Source organism: Pseudonocardia hispaniensis, assembly GCF_042658695.1.
GTDB classification, from domain to species: domain Bacteria; phylum Actinomycetota; class Actinomycetes; order Mycobacteriales; family Pseudonocardiaceae; genus Pseudonocardia; species Pseudonocardia hispaniensis.
The window spans coordinates 1-16,100 of record NZ_JBHSQW010000020.1; the positions used below are offsets into that span (position 1 = coordinate 1).

The window sequence follows — 16,100 nt, forward strand, 5'->3', positions numbered from 1 at the left end:
TGAAGCCGCTGGCCCTCCTCGTCGGAGAGCCGCCTGACTCTCACCCGTTCAGCCATGCCCACCAGCATCGGCTTCACCGGCAACGTTTGTGGTCACGGCACTAGCCGGGCCCTGTGAGTGCGTAACAGTGTTAGAACACTGTTACGCACTCACAGGGGGGTCAGCCCAGGGACTTTCGGATCTCCTCCAGCCGATCCTGCGCGGCCTTCGCCCGTGCCTCCTGCCGCTCGGCCAGCGATCGCGCCGACTCGGTGTCCTCGGCCAACTCGCTCGCGCCCAACGACGTCGCATATCGGCTCTCGATCTTGTCCCGGACGAAGTCGAAGCTGGGCACGCCCTTGTCGTCGTAGTCGGGAGTCGGCGGCTGCGGTTCGGGCTCGTTCATCGGATGACCTCCCGGTTGGCGGAATGGCGTGCTGTTACGCTACCGACGCCATCGGCCGTGACTCGTCCCGTTCGTCCGATCGGCACTAGGCCGATCCGGTGGTCACCGTCGCGGCGACGTGACGCGGACGCGACTCGGTCGTTGATCGGCACGGAGCGCGAGGATCACGTTCCGGGCCTGTCGGCACCCGGCCGGCGCGGCCCGCCGATCCGATGGAGGGCAGGCAGATGGCAGCTTCGGCGCCGTCCGTGGGGAAGGTCGATGTCTCGCGGATCGCCGCATCGGGTGCTCCGGTCGATCTGACGCTGCCCGATGCGTTCGGCCCGTTTCGCTGGTACGGCAACACCCGGTTCTCCGGGCCGCGGATGGCGCGCCAGTTCTTCCTCGCCCCGGCGGGGGAGCACCGGGTGATCCCGACGCACATCCTGTCCGGCGCCCGCGAGACCCGGCGCTCGTTTCGCGGCTATGACGCGGTGCTGTTCGAGGCACCCGATCGATCCGACGCCGCGCTGGTGTTCGCCGGCCCCTACCACGAGGCGACGACCTGGTTCGGCGGCCCCGCCCCGGACGGGGCCGGACTGTCGGGGCTGCTCTCGACGTTCACCTTCGCCGACTCGCCGGCCGGGGCGACCCTCACGGCGGTCTCGGATCTGCTCGTCCGGCAGGCGGACGACACGCTGATCGGACGCGCTCCGGCAGCGACGCTCATGGTCCGGCCGGCCGTCGACGCGCTGCCCACGCTGCCGGACTGGGCGGGGCTGCGGCTGCCCGGCGGTGAGCTGTGGCGCGGCGAGCGCGTGCTCGACGCCGCGCAGGCCGCGCTCGTCGCCGGGACGCCGCACCAGTGGCGCTATCTGCTGGCCGGCGACAGCGCCGTGGTCGATCTGGTGTTGCTGGGCCCGGAGTCGGGCCGATCGGCGATCGAACTGACCGGGGAGCGGATCGTCGACGCGCTGGGCCAACTCGCCGTGCGCTGGGGCCGCTGACGTGTCGCTGTCGCTGGCTGTCGCCCTGCTCGCCCTCCTGGTCGCCCTGTTCACGCTGGTCGCCCTCGTCGCCGTGTACGCCCGGCTGCGGGCGCTGGAAGCGGGCAGGCGCGCGGAGCTGTCCGGATACGCCCCGCTGGTCGGACGGGCGGGCCCGGCGACCGTCCGGCCGCGCCCGGGTGAGCGGCTCACTGTCGTCGCGGTCCTCGACACCGGCTGCGCGCTGTGCCGCGGGGTGTGGGATGCCCTGCGAGCGGTCGCCGCCGAGTGCCCGGACGCACGGTTCGTGGGGCTCGTCGACCGGCCCGCCGACCTGCCCGACGCCGGACCGGCCGGGGACGCCGAACTGCTCGCCGACCTCGCCACCCGGGCGGACCTCTACGAGGGCTATTCGCCGACCGTTCTCGTCGTGGATGCCGCCGGGACGATCGTTCATCGCAGCTTCATCTATTCGGACACGAATGTCCGATCCCTGTTGTCGGATCTGACCCGCGAACACGAGGTGACCACGCGGCCATGACGCGCCTGGACGACATCCCCACCCTCGGGGCCCCGCCTGCCGAGGCCCGACCGAGTGCGGTGGTGGCCCGCATCCGGTCCTATCGGCCCAGTCGGCGGGCCGTCCTGCGTGGCCTCGTGATCGCCGCCGCCGCGGGCGCGCTGGTGCCGCTGGACTGGTTGCTCAGCCGCCGTGGCGCCACCGCCGCCCCGGAGGGCGGCACCGCCCGCGGCGACCGCTCCGAGTTCATGTCGTGCATGCCCGAGTCCTATGACGAGGAGTCCAACAACTGGTGGGTGGCGGGCCCCGCCGTCTGCTACGGGGGATGGCGGCGCGGTAGCTACCCATGCTCGGAGGGCTACCACCGGGAGGGCGAGTACTCCTCGCGGGACGAGATGTACCTGTCCACCCGGCTGGCCTCGAACTGCGACGGTCGCAACGCCTGGCGCTGGCACGGCTACCGCTGCTCCGACGCCGTCACGACCGCGAGGTTCGACGACGGCGCCGAGTACACCGGGCTGACGATCGCCGCGTGTGCACTGCCGGACGACACCCCGCCCGAGCCCGTCGCGGAGCCCGATCCGCCGGAGCGCAAGCCGGTACTCGGCGGGCTGCTCGGGTGAGCTGCCGATGACCCAGCCGGCGCCGCGGACGTCGCGCTGGCCGTTGCATCCGCTCACCACGGCCCTCGCGCTGCTGGGTGTCGCGGTGGCCGCGACGGCCTCGGTACTCACCTCCGAACATGAGGTCGCGGCGGCTGCGGCGGTGCTGCTGCTCGTCGCGGTCGCCGGTGCCGCGGCCGGGTTCGCCAACTCGGGCTCCACTTGAAGCCACAACTCAGCGTTCCTGCTGAGCGCGTCGGTCTGGCGCGACAAGCCCGTTCTGCCGTACTTCGGCGCCGGTCTGCTGATGGGCGCGGTGGCGGTGGCGTTCGTCGGCGGCGTCGTCGGCGCGCTGCCGCAGGCGCTGGTGCCCGCTCCGGTGCGCTGGATGTTGTTCGCCGTCGCCGCACTGGCCGTGCTGGGCCGTGAGGTCGGCCTGCTGCGGTTCCGGATCCCCGAGAACGCCCGGCTCGTCCCCGAACGGGTGCAGCATCTCGGGGAATGGGGCGCGCTGCAGTTCGGGTTCGAGATGGGTACCGGGATGCGCACCTACTCGCCCTCGGCGCTGCCGCATCTGGCGCTGCTGGCGGTCGTGCTGGTCGTCCCGTTGCCGGCGGCGTTCGTGCTGGCCGCCGGGTTCGCGATGGGCCGGTTCATGATGCCGCTGCTGTCGAACGCATGGAGCGACGACGGCGGCTGGTCGCGACTGTGGGCTCGTGCCGAACCGAAGGTGCGTCCGATACTGGCCCTCACCTGCGTGGCGGCGTTGGCCGTCGCGATGCTGCACATATGACCCGCGGTGTCCGCGAGCTCGTGGTCGTCTACGACGTCGGGTGCCCGCACTGCTCACGGATCGCCCGGGAGCTGCCGGACTGCGTGTCGGTTCGGGTCAAGGTGCGCTCGTGCCGGGACCCGCAGCTCCCCGAGATCTACCCGAACCTGCGGGCACACCCGGCCGTCACGGCGTGCCGGGCACCCGCGATCGGCGTGGTGCGCCGGGACGGCTCGGTGCGCTGGTGGCCGGGCCTGACCGGGGCGATCGGCCTGCTGCCGGTGCTGTCGCCCGGGGCCGCCGGTCGGGCGTTGGGTCTGTTGCGCGAGGCGCTGCGCGCCCGTTCGTGAGCCGTGCCGCAGGTGCGGCGCACCGCATCACGTGGCGCGCAGCGCCGTGATGAACCACTCGAACGCCGATACGGACGACGGACGCTCCGGCCAGCCGTTGAGCCTGCCGAGCAGGATCCAGTAGCGCTCCACGCGACGGTCGGTGAACGTGGCGATCCGGTCGGCAAGTTCGGCCCGCGCGGACTCGTCCAGCTCGCCCACCCCGATCCGCTCCAGCACGGCCGCGGCCTCCGGTGCGGCCGGGTCGATGCCCGCGGCGAGCGCCTGACCGGCGTGTTCGCCGACCATCGCCGGATCCACCTGCGGGCCCTCCTGCGGTGCGGAGCCGGCCACCGCCATCTCCCGGGCCCTGGCCCGGAATGACGGATCGGCGACCAGTTCGGCCAGCTCCACCCAGGCCTGCACCTGATCGGTCGTCGGTTCGTCGGGCAGCTCGGCGGGTAGCTGGCGCATCGCGCTCGCGATACCGGCCCCGGGAGCATCCGAATCGGTTCCGGCGAAGACGTGCTCGACGAACTCGTCGATCATCTGCTGACGTTGTGCCGCGGACAGGCGCGCGAGGTCGTTCATCAGGGCTGCTTCCCGTTCAGTGTGCCCACCGCGGGCGAGGAGCGTGCATACGGCGCGCTGCACCCGCAGGGCACGGATCTGGCTGTCGATGGCGTGGACGTGCATGGCGGCGACCTCGTCGACGCGCCTGCGCCGCTGCAGGACCGCGCGCACCTCGTCCAGACCCATGCCCAGCTCGCGCAGGGTGCGCACGAGGTCGAGCCGCGCGACGGCGGCCGCGTCGTAGCGGCGGTATCCGCCGGTGGATCGGTCGGTCGGGGGCAGCACACCGGCGTCCGACCAGAACCTGATGGTTCGCACCGGTACGCCCGATCGGCGGGCGAGCTGGCCGATCGTGAGCAGCATCGGCCCCGCGGTCGTCGAGGTCATGGGCAACAGCCTGCAGGTTCCAGCGGGTGGAAGGTCAACCCCCCGACGTCGGCCCGCACCCGGGATGCGCTGACAGACTGGGTCTCATGCCCGTGTTCGAACGCCTCCAGCTGGCGCTGCACACCGCCGCCGACCGCCCGGTCGTGCTGGGCGCCGGGGTGTTCGCGCTGCTGCTCGTGTGGTGGACGACGTCGTGGCGGCTCACCCGCACCGTCGTGACGATCGCCCACGAGGGCGGTCATGCGGTCTCGGCCGTGCTCGCCGGACGTGGGTTGACCGGCATCCGGCTGCACGCCGACACCTCCGGGGTCACCCACACCACGGGTGCAGGTCGCGGCATCGGTCTGGTCCTCACCTTCCTCGGCGGCTACCCGGCACCCTCGCTGCTCGGCCTGTCCGGGGCGGTGTTGGTCGCCGCCGACCGGGCCGATGTGTTGCTCTGGATCGTCACCGGTCTGCTCGTCGCGACACTGATCCACATCCGCAACGGGTTCGGCGTGGTCGCGGTCGTGGGCACGGGCGGAATGACCGGGGCCGTCGCGTACGCCGCCCCGCCGGATGTGCGGATCGTGTGTGCCACCGCGCTGTGCTGGTTCCTGCTGTTCGGGGGGCTGCGCGCGGTCCGCGAGCTGCAGCGTGGCAGGCGCAACGGGCGCCACCGCGACTCCGACGCCGACCAGCTCGCCCGGCTCACCGGGCTCCCGGGCGGAATGTGGGCGGCGCTGTTCTGGTTGCTCAGCACAGCGGCCCTGATCATCGCGAGCTGGGTGCTGCTGATCCGGATCTGACGGGAGGACACCAGGCTTGTACCCGGAGCGTGTGCTCACGGCCGGTCTCGGCCTCGCGGTGTTCTCCGCTCTCCTGTTCGGTCTCTCCGGTCCGCTGGCCAAGGCGTTGATCGAGTCCGGGTGGTCGGCCAACGGGGTCGTGCTGGTGCGGTTGGGCGGGGCCGCGGTCGTGCTGCTGGTGGTGCTGGCGGTGCTGCGGCCCGGCGTGATCGCGGCGGTCCGCGCGGACGGACCCGCGATGCTGCTGTACGGCGTGCTCGCGATGGCCGGTGTGCAGGTGGCCTTCTTCAACGCCGTGCGCTATCTGCCGGTCAGCATCGCGCTGCTGCTGGAGTACTTGGGCCCGGTGTTGGTGGTCGCCTGGGTATGGCTGGTCCGCGGGCAGCCGCCGAGCCGGCGGACGCTGCTCGGCGGGTTGGCCGCGCTGGCCGGGGTCGCGGTCGTCGTGGAGATCTGGACGGGGCTCGGGCTGCGCTGGGAGGGCGTGGTCTGGGCGCTGGCGGCGGCGTTCTGCCAGGCGTCGTACTTCCTGATGGCCGACCGCGCCAAGGCCGCGACCCCGCCGCTGGTGCTCGCCGGGGTGGGGATGAGCGTCGGCACGGTGACGGTCGCGCTGCTGGGCGTGGCCGGGTTGCTGCCATTGGTGATCGACACCGAGGTGACCGCGGTGATGCTCGCGGGCACCGACGTCGGCTGGTTCGTGACCGCCGCGATGCTCGTTCTGGTCGCCACCGTGCTCGCCTACCTGACCGGGGTCACCGCGATCGCCCGGATCGGTGCCTCACGGGCCTCGCTGGTGGGTCTGCTGGAAGTGGTCTCGTCGGGGCTGGCCTCCTGGCTGCTGCTGTCCGAGATCCCGGGACCTGCGCAGCTGGCGGGCGGGGTGTTGATCCTCGGCGGGGTCGCCGCGACGCAGAGCGCGCATGCGGCCGCGCCCCCCACCCGTTCGCGCTGAGACACCCCGCGGGGAAGGCGCCCCGCGGGGGACCGGGGCGGCTTAGCTTGATCTTTAACCTTGGTGCGCTGTCGACGTCGAGTCGGTGCTGTTCGGGCAGCGTGCCGGCGGGACATGGGCGCGGCCATCGCTTGATCCTCTTCGGGTTCCTTCCGCAGAGCTCGAAAACGAAGGCGAAGGCCGCGGTGATGAATGTGACGGATGGTCCTGGTGGCAGTGTGTTCGACACCCTGGTCTGGCGGGGTGAACTCGGCCGGTTCCGGCTGGAGTTTACGACTCGCTCACCGCGCGGGCGGATGCGCTGTTCGAGCTGTGCGAGGCGGTCCTGTGCGCGGACGGCCCGGTTCGGTCGCTGCCGGAGCTGACCCTGGTCGGTGCATCGGCGTGGGCACGGCCGATGCGCGGCGAAGACCTTCACCACGGTGATCTCATGGGTCCAGTGTCGCCGAAGTCGTAGACGTAGCCGAACCAGTCGCCCTGCTTGACCAGCCAGAATAGCCTGACCCTGGTCTCGTCGGTGAGTGCTGGGAGGGTCAGTCGAGGTCCGGGATCCTGTAGCGGCGCCCTGCGATCTTGAACTCGTGCAGATGCGAGTTCGTCCAGCCCATCACTGACTGCACCACCTCGGCCAACCCGATTTCCAGCTCGAAGATCTTCGTCTTCACGGATTCGAGCCTTGTGGAGGAACCCGAAGAGGATCAAGCAGTAGCCGCAACCATGCCCAGCCGCCGCACCGCATGACCAGAACGACCGGCTACGACAGCGCGCCGGGGTGAAAATCAAGCTCAGTGTCGGTCGAGGAATGCCAGCATTGTCTCGCCGAGCAGATCGGGTGCGGATACTAGCGCGGTGTGTCCCTGCCCGGCGAGTACGGCGACCTCGTTGTCCGGCAGCACCCCGTGGAGCGCGTCGATGGCCGCGGTGTGGTGGGGCTCGGTGTGCGAGCCGGTGAGCAGCAGTGTCGGAGCGCTGATCGCGGAAAGACGGGCGACCCCCACGGGAAGAGACAACACCGAACGGCTCTCGCGGATCCAGGCCGGGGCCGCGGCGACACGCTCCCTCCATGTCGGATCGGCCCGGAGTCGGTCGACGAGCGGGGGTGGAAAGCCAACCCCGTCGCGCAGACCGATGAGGGCAGCCTCCTCGTTGTCCCCCCGAGCGACTGCGGCCTCGGCTGCGATCAGCCACTGGTCGGGGTGCGGCGAGCCGATCGGGAACGGCGGCTCGTAGAGCACGAGGCTGCGCACTCGGGCCGGTGCGGCCAGTGCGGCGGTGGCCGCGGCAATGGCGCCGGAGGAGTGTCCGAACAGGTGAGCGGGCTGGTCGAGGGTCGCGAGCAGCGTGGCAACGTCTTGGGCCTCGCGGTCGAACGAGTGCGCCGCGCCGGGGGCCGCACCGGATTGTCCGTAGCCGCGCCGGCCCAGGGCCAGGCAGCGGTATCGAGGGGTCAGTATCGGCAGTATCCGGTCGAAGGAGCGGGTCGAGTTCAGGCCGCCGTGCAGCAGGACCAGCGGGGTTCCGGATCCGCTGTCTTCTACCAGAAGCGCACTACCGTCGCCCGCGATGAGCCGAAGCGCGACGGTCATCGCGAACCGTCCCGCACGGTCGTCGGGGTCAGCAGCCCGGTCGGCGGGAGCACCGTCGTCACTGCGTCCGCGTGCCGATGCACCAGCCGCCACTGCCCGTTCTCGCGTCGGAACAGGTGGGTGACCCGCAGCGTCAGTTCGCCCGGCTCGTCCTGATCGACGACGGTGGCGCGCCCCCGCTCGATGCCGATGGCGTAGGCGAGATCGCCGCTGTGGCTCGACGCGATCGGTTCGTAGCGGAGTTCGCCCCTGCGGAACCGGGCCGAGGCCCACGCGAGCCGATCGGTCACCAGCTGCGTGAACTCGGCCGGATCGCCGTTGAGGAACGCCCGCGCGCCGTCGGCCGCCTGATCGATGGCCTGCTGAAGGGTCGCATCGCCCATCCCGAGCCTCCTTGGCGTAAAGGCTGCTCTATGAAGGAAAGTACAATACGCTGTACTACATGGCAAGCTCTGGCGCTCCGGACGAATCCGTCTATCCCGGTCCGGCGCGGCCAATGATCGGCGCGCGGCTGCGTGCGGCCACCGAGGCCGTGCACGCTGCCGGCCATGCACGCCTGATCGCGGCGGGGTTCGACGAGCTGCGGCCGGCCCACTTCGCGCTACTGAAGTTCCCCGGCCCGCACGGGGTGCGGCCGACTGAGCTGGCCGGGCGCGTGGGCCTGCGCAAGCAGGCACTTAACCCGCTGCTCAACGACCTGGAAGCGTGGGGATACCTGCGCAGGTCAGACGACGACCGCGATGGGCGTGGGCGGGTACTGTGGCTGACCGAGCGCGGGTTCGCACTGGTGCGCGTGCTTCGGGAGACCTTGGAGGAGATCGAGTCCGGAGTCCGGGACCGATTCGGCGACGTGGCCACCGAGCGCTTTATGGCCGTGCTCGACGAGCTCCCGGCGATCGCCGCGGCGGCCGGTGGCGCACGTTCCGGCAAAGCGCAGCCTCCCGCAGACCGGGGCCGTGCGGCTCAGCTGTCGGGGCGCCCCTGACGCCCCTGGTCCGAGACGCCTCCCGCTTCATTCGTGCTCGAGCTCGGCGAACGCCTCCTCGGTGGGGCCGAGTACAACGACATCGGCCGCCCGCGCGCCGAACACCGTACGCGGGTACCGCTCGAACTGGGCCGAGTTCACCGGCTGGTGCACCCGGGCCGGCCGGGCGGCGCTGCCCGCGGCACCGACACCATCACGACGTACCTGACCGAGCTCGCCCGGCACGGCGCCAAGGTCGGCACCATGTCGCGCCATCGCCACTCGATGCGACAAGGTCGCCCTGCGCTACGAGGCCACCGTGCACATCGGCACGATCGACATCTGGCTCCGCGCCCTCGCCACGAGGACTTCTTAAGAGGAGGTCACGTTGTCCGGGCGCAGCCACGGCGAGGCATCGATAGCGAGCACGATCCGTCCGCCGAACATCCGCGCCAGCGGCAACCCGGCCAGCACCCGGCGCAGCCGCTCGGCGTCGACCTGGCCGACATTGACCGCGTCGTAGGCGTGCCGTGGCCGCGGCGGTGTTCCGGTGCCAGGCACAGCCCGACCAGCGTCTGCACCGGCCCGCCGGCACACAGCAGAGCATCGGTCAGCGCGAACAGCTCATCGGCCCGCCGGCCCAAGCAGCCGTACAGCTCGCCGCGGAAGCCTCGCAACCGGTCGGCCGCCTCTGAAGCCAGGCTCTTCGCAACCCCACCGGCCGGGTGAAGACTGTCCATCACGGCCACCGCCGTTCACTTCGAAGCTCGTCACTCCGAAGGATCCAGCGATGGCCGCTCCCATGCCAGAGCCGGAACCACAGCCGTGCAACCCACCGGCGCAAAGGGGTTAAACGACAAGCTGTGAAGTGAATGGACCACAGCCGGGCTGTGCGGTCTTGTCGAGGGTGACGCGGTAGCCGAGGTTGTGGAGTTGGCCGATGAGGCGGTCGCCTTGGCGGTCGGTGTTGCGGCGGGTGAAGTAGTCGCCGCCGAGGTCGGTGTAGTCGCGGTCATCGGCCAGCAGGTGCCAGCTGACGACCAGGATGGAGTGGGCGACGGCGACGGCGGCTTTCTTCTTCCCGATGCGGTGGGCCAGCCCGCCAGAACTGGGCCGATAGGTAGGTGTCGCGGGTGCGCGCCGCGGCCCAGGCGCACTGGACGAGGATGTCGGTCAGCCACACGTCGCCTGTAGTGGTCTTGCCCGAGCCGCGTTTGCCACCGGTGATGTTGTTACCCGGGGCCAGGCCGGCCCAGGACGCCAGGTGCGCGGCGGTGGGGAAACGGGTCATGTCGACGCCGATCTCGGCGATGATGGTTTCGGCGGCCCGTTTCCCGACCCCGGTGATGGTGTCGAGCCGGTCACGGGCCCGGACGATAGGGATCCCGTCCTGCCCATCGCGTGCCGGCCCGCTCTGGGTGGCGAACAGGGTGTCAACCCGCTCGTCGAGTTGGGCGATCGCCTGCTCCAGGTGCGCGGTGTGTGCCAGCGACAGCCCGATCAGCAGGGCGTGGTGGTCGGTGAACCGGCCGCGCAGCGCCTTCCGTAGCGCGGGGATCTTCTTGCGAAGCTTGCCCTTGGCCAACTCGGCGAGCACGACGGGGTCGCGTTCACCGGCGACCAGGGCGGCGAGCATGGTCCGCCCGGACACCCCGAGGACATTGGAGGCGACCGAGTCGAGTTTGATGCCGGCGTCTTCAAGGGTCTTCTGGATGCGCTGGCACTCGCCGGTGGTCCTGGATGGGCCGTTTGCGGTAGCGGGTCAGATCCCGCAACTGCCGGATCACCGGCGGGGGCACGAAACTGCCCCGCAGCAGCCCGTGCTCGAGCAGCTCGGCCAGCCATTCGGCGGCGAACCAGTCGGCCATCGCCTCCAGCGAGGAGGTGAACGCGGCGAACGTGCGGGTCTGCCTGCGCCGGACCCGCCCCTGGGTGGCCGGGGTTCGTACGCAGGCCACGACCTCGTCCTTGCCGATGTCGATCCCCACGCAGCGCTCGATCAGTACGTCCATCGTCGGCCTCCCCGCCGTCCCTCGACCGATCCGGGCGGGGCCGGCGGGGCCAACCGATCAGCGACGCTGTGACGCGTGTACGAGATCAACAGTTCGAGGTGCCGGGAAGGCCCCAGGCGTCAGTCTCAGCGACGGGTTCGCACGCACCAAGCGCGAACGAGCACAGCCGACCCCGCCCGAATTCTCATCCCGCGAGGCGGCCCGGGGTAGGGCCACGACATCTCAGAGAAGGAACCCGAGCACGTGCGCGCGCACGGCGTCCGGCGCCTCCAGCTGCGGCAGATGTCCGGCGCCCTGGATGATCTCCAGACGTGAGTCGCGCAGCCGGGAGCTGAACTCGTCGGCGTAGACCGGATCGACGAGCCTGTCCTGGGCGCCCCAGATCAGCAGGGTCGGCGCGGTCACCCGGTGAATCCGGCGCGCCAGGCCCTTCTCCGGGATCGGCCAGATGAAATGCAGGATGCTGGCCATCCGCATGGCGGCCTCGAACAGCGCCTGCGGGTCGTCCGCCGGCGGCGTGAGGGTCGCCGCCAACGGGCTCGCCGGGTCGGCGAGCACGAGCCCGGGCAGGGTCTCGGCGGGGATGCCCGCGATGTCCGGGATCGGCGTGTCGTCGCGCCAGAAGCCGATCGGTGCGATGAGCACGAGCCGGGTGATCCGACGCGGGCTGTTGGCGGCCAGTTCGGCCGCGACCATACCGCCGAACGAATGTCCCACGACCTGCACCGCGTCGAGTCCGAGGACGTCGAGCAGTTCGTCGTAGAACAGCACGAGCTCCCAGATCCCGGGCAGCTGCGTCAGCGCCTCGGAGTCCGCGGCACCGGGATGTTCGACGGCGTAGACGGTGTGCTCGGCGGCGAGGGCGTCGAGGAACGGGTCCCAGAACAGGCCGCCCGCGCCGTGCAGGAACAGCACCGGGTCGCCGGTGCCTGCCACCAGGACCCGGGCCCGGATCGTGCCGACCTCGATGGTGCGTTCGCTGACCTCGGAGGCTGCGGTGGTGGTCATGGCACTCCTCCTCAGGCCGTGGTGCCGGCGGGCACTGTGGTGACGGCACGGTCGGCGGCACCCTGCGGCCACCATCGGTGGGTCCAGCCCTCGTCGTCCCAGATGTGCCGGATGCGGGGCAGGACCTCCTCGGCGAACAGGGTGATGTTCTTCTTGGTCAGCTCATGCGGCATCGAGCCGATCTGCAGCAGCGCGTGCAGGTTGCCCACCCGCAGGGTCTTCGCGGCCTCGATGAGGCGATCGGCGACGGTGGCGGGGCTGCCCGCGATGATGAAGCCCTCCTCGTTGAGGGTCTTCCAGTTCTTGTCCAGGGCCGCGGCCGCGGCAATGTCACCCGGCTGGTTGGTCTTGATGGCGAACTCTGTGCTCTTGCGTGTCCGATAGCCGGGGGCCTCGAAGAAGTACGGCGGAATGTGCAGGCATTTCTTGAAGAAGTACGAGCAGTGCTCCAGGTATTCTTTCTCGGCCCGTTCGTCGGTCTCCGAGACACAGATTTGCTGCGCGAACCCAGCGCGGAACGGGTTCCGGTCGACCCCCATCTCGTCCATCGTGTTCCAGAACCCGTCCATCAGCTTCTTGCCGAACTTCGCGCCGAAGAACGACAGGTAGCTGTAGGTGTAGTCCCTTCTCCCGGCCAGCTCCCAGGTCTCCACGGACCCGCCTCCGGCCAGCCATACCGGCGGATGGGGCTTCTGCAGCGGCTGCGGCCACGGATTGACGTAGCGGAGTTGGTTGTAACGGCCGTTGAAGCTGAACGGGCCCGGCCGGGTCCAGGCCTGGATGATCAGCTCCTCGGCCTCCCGGAAGCGCGGCCGGGTCTGGGTCGGTGGTACGCCGTAACAGAAGTTGACGTCCATCGAGGTCCCCACGGGAAAGCCGGCCGCGAGCCGCCCGTTGGAGAGCACGTCGATCATCGCGAACTCCTCGGCCACCCGGGTGGCCGGCTGGTACAGCGCAAGCGTGTTGCCGAGCACCATGATGGCGCTGTTGTTCGGTGTCCTGCGGGCCAGCGCGGCGGCCATGAGGTTCGGCGAGGCCATGAACCCATAGCCGTTCTGGTGATGCTCGTTGACTCCGACGCCGTCGAACCCGAGCCGGTCGGCGAGCTCGAGTTCGTCGAGGTTCCACCGATAGTATTCGGCGACCTTCTTCGGATCGCACAGCTCGGTATTGGGTGGGGTCACCCAAATACTCTCATAGCGTGTCTCGAAGTCCGCTGGAAGATCGCGGTAGGGCATCAGATGGAAGAAGATCGACTTCATTGTCATCCCCTCGTCGAGCCATGCCGGTGCGAGTCATCACGGTGTTGGTTCCGGTTGTCTCGGCACGGAACCACCGTGCCGTCACCGGTCTGTGACGCCGGACACGTTCCCCGAGTCAAACAACCCGGTTCGCAGTTGTCAATGCTCACGGACTGCCGCCGGACATTCTCGCGGAAACGAGGTCCCGCGATTGGTTACGCGGTCGCGCCCCCCGGGTCGGCGGCCAGCGCCGCCCGGCCGGCCTCGAGGCGCGCGACCGGGATGCGGTAGGGCGAGCAGGAGACGTAGTCGAGCCCGGCCTCGTGGAAGAAGTGCACCGACTCGGGATCGCCGCCGTGTTCGCCGCAGACGCCCAGCGTGAGGCCCGGCCGGGTGCGGCGGCCGGCGGCCGCGGCCATCCGGACCAGCGCCCCCACCCCCTCGCGGTCCAGCGACTCGAAGGGCGACACCGCGAACACGCCCTGAGCCAGATAGGCGACGAAGATCGCGGCCTCGACGTCGTCCCGGGAGAAACCCCAGGTCGTCTGGGTCAGGTCATTGGTGCCGAAGGAGAAGAACTCCGCGGCCTCGGCGATCCGGTCCGCGGTCAGCGCGGCTCGCGGGAGCTCGATCATCGTGCCGATCGGGATGCGGAGGCTCACGCCCGCCCGCTCGGCGACCTCGGCGATGATGGCGTCGATCTCGTCGCGGACCAGATGCAGCTCCATCACCGAGGCCACCAGCGGCACCATGATCTCCACCCGCGGCCGCCCGCCGGCGGCGATCCGGGCCGCGGCGGCCTCGGCGATCGCGCGCACCTGCATGGCGAACAGGCCGGGCACCACCAGCGCGAGCCGGACCCCACGCAGCCCGAGCATCGGGTTGGACTCGTGTCGGCGCTGCACCGCGCCGAGCAGCCTCGCGTCCTGCGGGTCGGCCGAGCCGCCGGTCGCCTCGGTGACGGCGACGCGGATGGCGAGCTCGGTCCGGTCGGGCAGGAACTCGTGCAACGGGGCGTCGAGCAGCCGGATCGTGGTCGGCAGACCGTCCATCGCGGTGAGCAGCGCGACGAAGTCGGCTCGCTGCAACGGAAGCAGCTCGGCCAGCGCCGCACTCCTGGCCTCGGCGGAGTCGGCGAGGACCAGCCGCTCGATGAGCACTCGCCGTTCGCCGAGGAACATGTGCTCGGTGCGACACAGGCCGACGCCCTGAGCGCCGAGTCGCCGCGCGTGGGCGGCGTCCTCGGCCGTGTCGGCGTTGGCCCGGACCGTCAGCCGCCGGCTCCCATCCGCGTGCCGAAGCAGCCGGTCCACCGAGCGGACCAGGTCCGCGGCGTCGGCGTCGAGGCCCTTGAGCGCGATGTCGAGGCCCTGCTCGAGGTAGGTCGCCACGGGAGAGGGGACCACGGGGCGTGCGCCGGCGAAGACCTCCCCGGTCGTGCCGTCGATGGACAGGATGTCGCCCTCCGCGACCACGAGGTCACCGACGCGCAGGACGCGCTCCGGCGCGTCGATGTCGATCTCCTCGGCGCCGCAGACACAGGCCCGGCCCATGCCGCGGGCCACCACCGCGGCGTGCGAGGTCTTGCCACCCCGACTGGTGAGCACGCCGGCCGCGGCGATCATTCCTTCGAGATCGTCGGGGCTGGTCTCGCGCCGGCACAGCAGCACCTGGGCGCCCGCGGCCGCCCTGGCGACCGCTGCCGCCGAGTCGAACACGACCTCACCCACCACCGCACCCGGCGATGCCGCCATCCCGGTGGTGATCGGGGTGGCGGGGGTGCCGGCGTCGAACTGCGGGAACATCAGTTGGGCCAGCTGATGGCCGGTCACCCGGGTGAGGGCTTCGTCGAGGGTGATGACCTCCTCGTCGATGAGGTGCGCCGCGATGCGGAACGCCGCGGCCGCGGTGCGCTGGCCGATCCGGGTCTGCAGCATCCACAGCGTGCCGCGCTCGATGGTGAACTCGATGTCACACAGGTCGCGGTAGTGGGTCTCCAGCAGACGCATGATACGGGTCAGCTCGGCGTGCGCCCGCGGGTCGCGTCCGGCCAGGTCGTCCAGCGACTCGGTGTTGCGGATTCCCGCGACGACGTCCTCGCCCTGCGCGTTCGGCAGATAGTCGCCGTAGACGCCGGGCCGCCCGGTGGCCGGGTCACGGGTGAACGCGACGCCGGTGCCAGAGGTCTGGCCGAGGTTGCCGAAGACCATCGCGCACACGTTGACCGCGGTGCCCAGGTCGTGCGGGATACGTTCGCGTCTGCGGTAGATCCGGGCTCGCTCGGTGTTCCAGGAGTCGAATACGGCGCGGATGGCCAGGTCGAGCTGCTCGCGCGGATCCTGGGGGAACTCGCGTCCCGACTGGGTGACGACGATCTGGTTGAACGACTCGACCAGCTCGCGCAGCGCGGCGACGGGCAGCTCCACATCGGTCGCCACCGCGGCCCGTGCCTTCGCGGCCGCGAGTTCGTCGTCGAACAGCTCCGCCCGCACGCCCAGCACGGTCCGGCCGAACATCTGGATCAGCCTGCGGTAGGAGTCCCAGGCGAAGCGTTCGTCCCGCGCCGCCGCCGCGAGCCCCTTGACCGAGTGGTCGTTGAGGCCGACGTTGAGGATCGTGTCCATCATCCCGGGCATCGACACCTTCGCGCCGGACCGCACGGACACCAACAGCGGATCCTCGACGTCGCCGAGCCGACGGCCGAGCGTGTCCTCCAGTCGGCGCAGCGCCGCCGTGACCTGCTCGCGCAGCTCCGCAGGTTCCGTACCCCGAGCCAGATAGTGGCGGCAGGCCTCGGTGCTCACCGTGAAGCCGGGCGGTACCGGAAGGCCGAGCCGAGTCATCTCCGCGAGGTTCGCGCCCTTGCCGCCGAGCAGGTCGGCCTGTGTCCGGTCGCCGTCGGCGAAGTCGAACACCAACCGTGCACCAGAAGCCGCGTTCATGAGGACACCCCCGGGTCGCCTCGACCATCCTGCGCCAGATGCGCCTCCCGCACGGCGACTGCCGTGGGGGA

Annotated in this window: 21 protein-coding genes; 9 read left to right on the forward strand and 12 right to left on the reverse strand. The window is 70.6% G+C overall.

From position 1 onward, the window contains the following. Positions 1 to 160 precede the first annotated feature (160 nt). Positions 161 to 385, reverse strand: coding sequence for a hypothetical protein (locus tag ACFQE5_RS09300; RefSeq protein WP_379584435.1), 225 nt, complete (start codon positions 383 to 385; stop codon positions 161 to 163). Between the two features lie 227 nt (positions 386 to 612). On the opposite strand from ACFQE5_RS09300, the gene ACFQE5_RS09305 reads away from it, so the two are divergent. From ACFQE5_RS09305 to ACFQE5_RS09330, 6 genes are all read left to right on the forward strand, one after another. Further along, positions 613 to 1,371 (forward strand): hypothetical protein, encoded by a 759-nt coding sequence (locus tag ACFQE5_RS09305; protein ID WP_379584436.1) that lies wholly within the window; start codon positions 613 to 615, stop codon positions 1,369 to 1,371. Between the two features lies 1 nt (position 1,372). Further along, on the forward strand, positions 1,373 to 1,891 hold the full coding sequence (locus ACFQE5_RS09310; protein ID WP_379584437.1) for a hypothetical protein: 519 nt from the start codon (positions 1,373 to 1,375) through the stop codon (positions 1,889 to 1,891). Continuing rightward, positions 1,888 to 2,493 carry a hypothetical protein gene (locus tag ACFQE5_RS09315; RefSeq protein ID WP_379584438.1) on the forward strand — a complete coding sequence of 202 codons (606 nt, stop codon included), beginning with the start codon at positions 1,888 to 1,890 and terminating at the stop codon, positions 2,491 to 2,493. Before ACFQE5_RS09310 ends, ACFQE5_RS09315 begins: the two co-directional genes overlap by 4 nt. Positions 2,494 to 2,500: 7 nt before the next feature. Continuing rightward, entirely contained in the window at positions 2,501 to 2,698 is a 198-nt protein-coding gene (locus ACFQE5_RS09320; protein ID WP_379584439.1) for a hypothetical protein, read from the forward strand. Positions 2,699 to 2,779: 81 nt separating this feature from the next. Further along, complete coding sequence (locus tag ACFQE5_RS09325; protein ID WP_379584440.1) at positions 2,780 to 3,265, forward strand: hypothetical protein; 486 nt, start codon at positions 2,780 to 2,782, stop codon at positions 3,263 to 3,265. After that, positions 3,262 to 3,594, forward strand: a complete 333-nt coding sequence (locus ACFQE5_RS09330) for a hypothetical protein (protein WP_379584441.1) — start codon at positions 3,262 to 3,264, stop codon at positions 3,592 to 3,594. Before ACFQE5_RS09325 ends, ACFQE5_RS09330 begins: the two co-directional genes overlap by 4 nt. A 27-nt stretch (positions 3,595 to 3,621) precedes the next feature. On the opposite strand, the gene ACFQE5_RS09335 is transcribed toward ACFQE5_RS09330, so the two are convergent. Then, a complete protein-coding gene (locus tag ACFQE5_RS09335; protein WP_379584442.1) occupies positions 3,622 to 4,533 on the reverse strand; it encodes a helix-turn-helix domain-containing protein in 912 nt (303 codons plus the stop codon). An 86-nt stretch (positions 4,534 to 4,619) separates the two neighbouring features. On the opposite strand from ACFQE5_RS09335, the gene ACFQE5_RS09340 reads away from it, so the two are divergent. Both ACFQE5_RS09340 and ACFQE5_RS09345 read left to right on the forward strand, forming a co-directional pair. Next, positions 4,620 to 5,321 carry a M50 family metallopeptidase gene (locus ACFQE5_RS09340; RefSeq protein ID WP_379584443.1) on the forward strand — a complete coding sequence of 234 codons (702 nt, stop codon included), beginning with the start codon at positions 4,620 to 4,622 and terminating at the stop codon, positions 5,319 to 5,321. Positions 5,322 to 5,337: 16 nt separating this feature from the next. Further along, on the forward strand, positions 5,338 to 6,276 hold the full coding sequence (locus ACFQE5_RS09345; protein WP_379584444.1) for an EamA family transporter: 939 nt from the start codon (positions 5,338 to 5,340) through the stop codon (positions 6,274 to 6,276). A gap of 533 nt (positions 6,277 to 6,809) precedes the next feature. On the opposite strand, the gene ACFQE5_RS09350 is transcribed toward ACFQE5_RS09345, so the two are convergent. The 3 genes from ACFQE5_RS09350 to ACFQE5_RS09360 form a co-directional block, all read right to left on the reverse strand. Next, positions 6,810 to 6,941 (reverse strand): IS1096 element passenger TnpR family protein, encoded by a 132-nt coding sequence (locus ACFQE5_RS09350; RefSeq protein WP_379584445.1) that lies wholly within the window; start codon positions 6,939 to 6,941, stop codon positions 6,810 to 6,812. A gap of 120 nt (positions 6,942 to 7,061) precedes the next feature. Continuing rightward, positions 7,062 to 7,862 carry an alpha/beta fold hydrolase gene (locus ACFQE5_RS09355; RefSeq protein ID WP_379584446.1) on the reverse strand — a complete coding sequence of 267 codons (801 nt, stop codon included), beginning with the start codon at positions 7,860 to 7,862 and terminating at the stop codon, positions 7,062 to 7,064. Beyond that, complete coding sequence (locus tag ACFQE5_RS09360; RefSeq protein ID WP_379584447.1) at positions 7,859 to 8,245, reverse strand: YybH family protein; 387 nt, start codon at positions 8,243 to 8,245, stop codon at positions 7,859 to 7,861. The genes ACFQE5_RS09355 and ACFQE5_RS09360 overlap by 4 nt, the downstream gene beginning before the upstream one ends. 59 nt (positions 8,246 to 8,304) lie before the next feature. Between ACFQE5_RS09360 and ACFQE5_RS09365 the strand changes: the two genes are divergently transcribed. Continuing rightward, the gene (locus tag ACFQE5_RS09365) at positions 8,305 to 8,847 is read left to right on the forward strand and encodes a MarR family winged helix-turn-helix transcriptional regulator (protein ID WP_379584448.1); all 543 of its coding nucleotides are present in this window, start codon (positions 8,305 to 8,307) and stop codon (positions 8,845 to 8,847) included. 27 nt (positions 8,848 to 8,874) lie between these two features. Here the strand turns inward: ACFQE5_RS09365 and ACFQE5_RS09370 are convergent, their stop codons facing one another. The 7 genes from ACFQE5_RS09370 to ppdK form a co-directional block, all read right to left on the reverse strand. Further along, positions 8,875 to 9,102: a hypothetical protein gene (locus tag ACFQE5_RS09370; protein ID WP_379584449.1), complete on the reverse strand. Its 228-nt coding sequence runs from the start codon at positions 9,100 to 9,102 to the stop codon at positions 8,875 to 8,877. Between the two features lie 96 nt (positions 9,103 to 9,198). Further along, on the reverse strand, positions 9,199 to 9,387 hold the full coding sequence (locus ACFQE5_RS09375) for a transposase (protein ID WP_379584450.1): 189 nt from the start codon (positions 9,385 to 9,387) through the stop codon (positions 9,199 to 9,201). A gap of 451 nt (positions 9,388 to 9,838) precedes the next feature. Beyond that, positions 9,839 to 10,477, reverse strand: a complete 639-nt coding sequence (locus tag ACFQE5_RS09380; protein WP_379584451.1) for a transposase — start codon at positions 10,475 to 10,477, stop codon at positions 9,839 to 9,841. A 46-nt stretch (positions 10,478 to 10,523) separates the two neighbouring features. After that, positions 10,524 to 10,838 (reverse strand): hypothetical protein, encoded by a 315-nt coding sequence (locus ACFQE5_RS09385; protein ID WP_379584452.1) that lies wholly within the window; start codon positions 10,836 to 10,838, stop codon positions 10,524 to 10,526. Between the two features lie 222 nt (positions 10,839 to 11,060). Next, the gene (locus ACFQE5_RS09390) at positions 11,061 to 11,846 is read right to left on the reverse strand and encodes an alpha/beta fold hydrolase (RefSeq protein ID WP_379584453.1); all 786 of its coding nucleotides are present in this window, start codon (positions 11,844 to 11,846) and stop codon (positions 11,061 to 11,063) included. Positions 11,847 to 11,857: 11 nt separating this feature from the next. Further along, positions 11,858 to 13,114 carry an LLM class flavin-dependent oxidoreductase gene (locus ACFQE5_RS09395; RefSeq protein ID WP_379584454.1) on the reverse strand — a complete coding sequence of 419 codons (1,257 nt, stop codon included), beginning with the start codon at positions 13,112 to 13,114 and terminating at the stop codon, positions 11,858 to 11,860. A gap of 188 nt (positions 13,115 to 13,302) precedes the next feature. Then, positions 13,303 to 16,029, reverse strand: a complete 2,727-nt coding sequence (ppdK, locus tag ACFQE5_RS09400) for a pyruvate, phosphate dikinase (protein WP_379584455.1) — start codon at positions 16,027 to 16,029, stop codon at positions 13,303 to 13,305. Positions 16,030 to 16,100: the final 71 nt, after the last annotated feature.

Bases quoted from the DNA above. Each gene is read 5' to 3' on its own strand.
- ACFQE5_RS09315 (WP_379584438.1), top strand. From the start codon at position 1,888: ATGACGCGCCTGGACGACATCCCCACCCTCGGGGCCCCGCCTGCCGAG.
- ACFQE5_RS09330 (WP_379584441.1), top strand. From the start codon at position 3,262: ATGACCCGCGGTGTCCGCGAGCTCGTGGTCGTCTACGACGTCGGGTGC.
- ACFQE5_RS09355 (WP_379584446.1), bottom strand. From the start codon at position 7,862: ATGACCGTCGCGCTTCGGCTCATCGCGGGCGACGGTAGTGCGCTTCTG.
- ACFQE5_RS09325 (WP_379584440.1), top strand. From the start codon at position 2,780: ATGGGCGCGGTGGCGGTGGCGTTCGTCGGCGGCGTCGTCGGCGCGCTG.
- ACFQE5_RS09365 (WP_379584448.1), top strand. From the start codon at position 8,305: ATGGCAAGCTCTGGCGCTCCGGACGAATCCGTCTATCCCGGTCCGGCG.
- ACFQE5_RS09335 (WP_379584442.1), bottom strand. From the start codon at position 4,533: ATGACCTCGACGACCGCGGGGCCGATGCTGCTCACGATCGGCCAGCTC.
- ACFQE5_RS09360 (WP_379584447.1), bottom strand. From the start codon at position 8,245: ATGGGCGATGCGACCCTTCAGCAGGCCATCGATCAGGCGGCCGACGGC.
- ACFQE5_RS09395 (WP_379584454.1), bottom strand. From the start codon at position 13,114: ATGACAATGAAGTCGATCTTCTTCCATCTGATGCCCTACCGCGATCTT.
- ACFQE5_RS09340 (WP_379584443.1), top strand. From the start codon at position 4,620: ATGCCCGTGTTCGAACGCCTCCAGCTGGCGCTGCACACCGCCGCCGAC.
- ACFQE5_RS09385 (WP_379584452.1), bottom strand. From the start codon at position 10,838: ATGGACGTACTGATCGAGCGCTGCGTGGGGATCGACATCGGCAAGGAC.
- ACFQE5_RS09320 (WP_379584439.1), top strand. From the start codon at position 2,501: ATGACCCAGCCGGCGCCGCGGACGTCGCGCTGGCCGTTGCATCCGCTC.
- ACFQE5_RS09305 (WP_379584436.1), top strand. From the start codon at position 613: ATGGCAGCTTCGGCGCCGTCCGTGGGGAAGGTCGATGTCTCGCGGATC.
- ACFQE5_RS09390 (WP_379584453.1), bottom strand. From the start codon at position 11,846: ATGACCACCACCGCAGCCTCCGAGGTCAGCGAACGCACCATCGAGGTC.
- ACFQE5_RS09300 (WP_379584435.1), bottom strand. From the start codon at position 385: ATGAACGAGCCCGAACCGCAGCCGCCGACTCCCGACTACGACGACAAG.
- ACFQE5_RS09370 (WP_379584449.1), bottom strand. From the start codon at position 9,102: ATGGCGCGACATGGTGCCGACCTTGGCGCCGTGCCGGGCGAGCTCGGT.
- ppdK (WP_379584455.1), bottom strand. From the start codon at position 16,029: ATGAACGCGGCTTCTGGTGCACGGTTGGTGTTCGACTTCGCCGACGGC.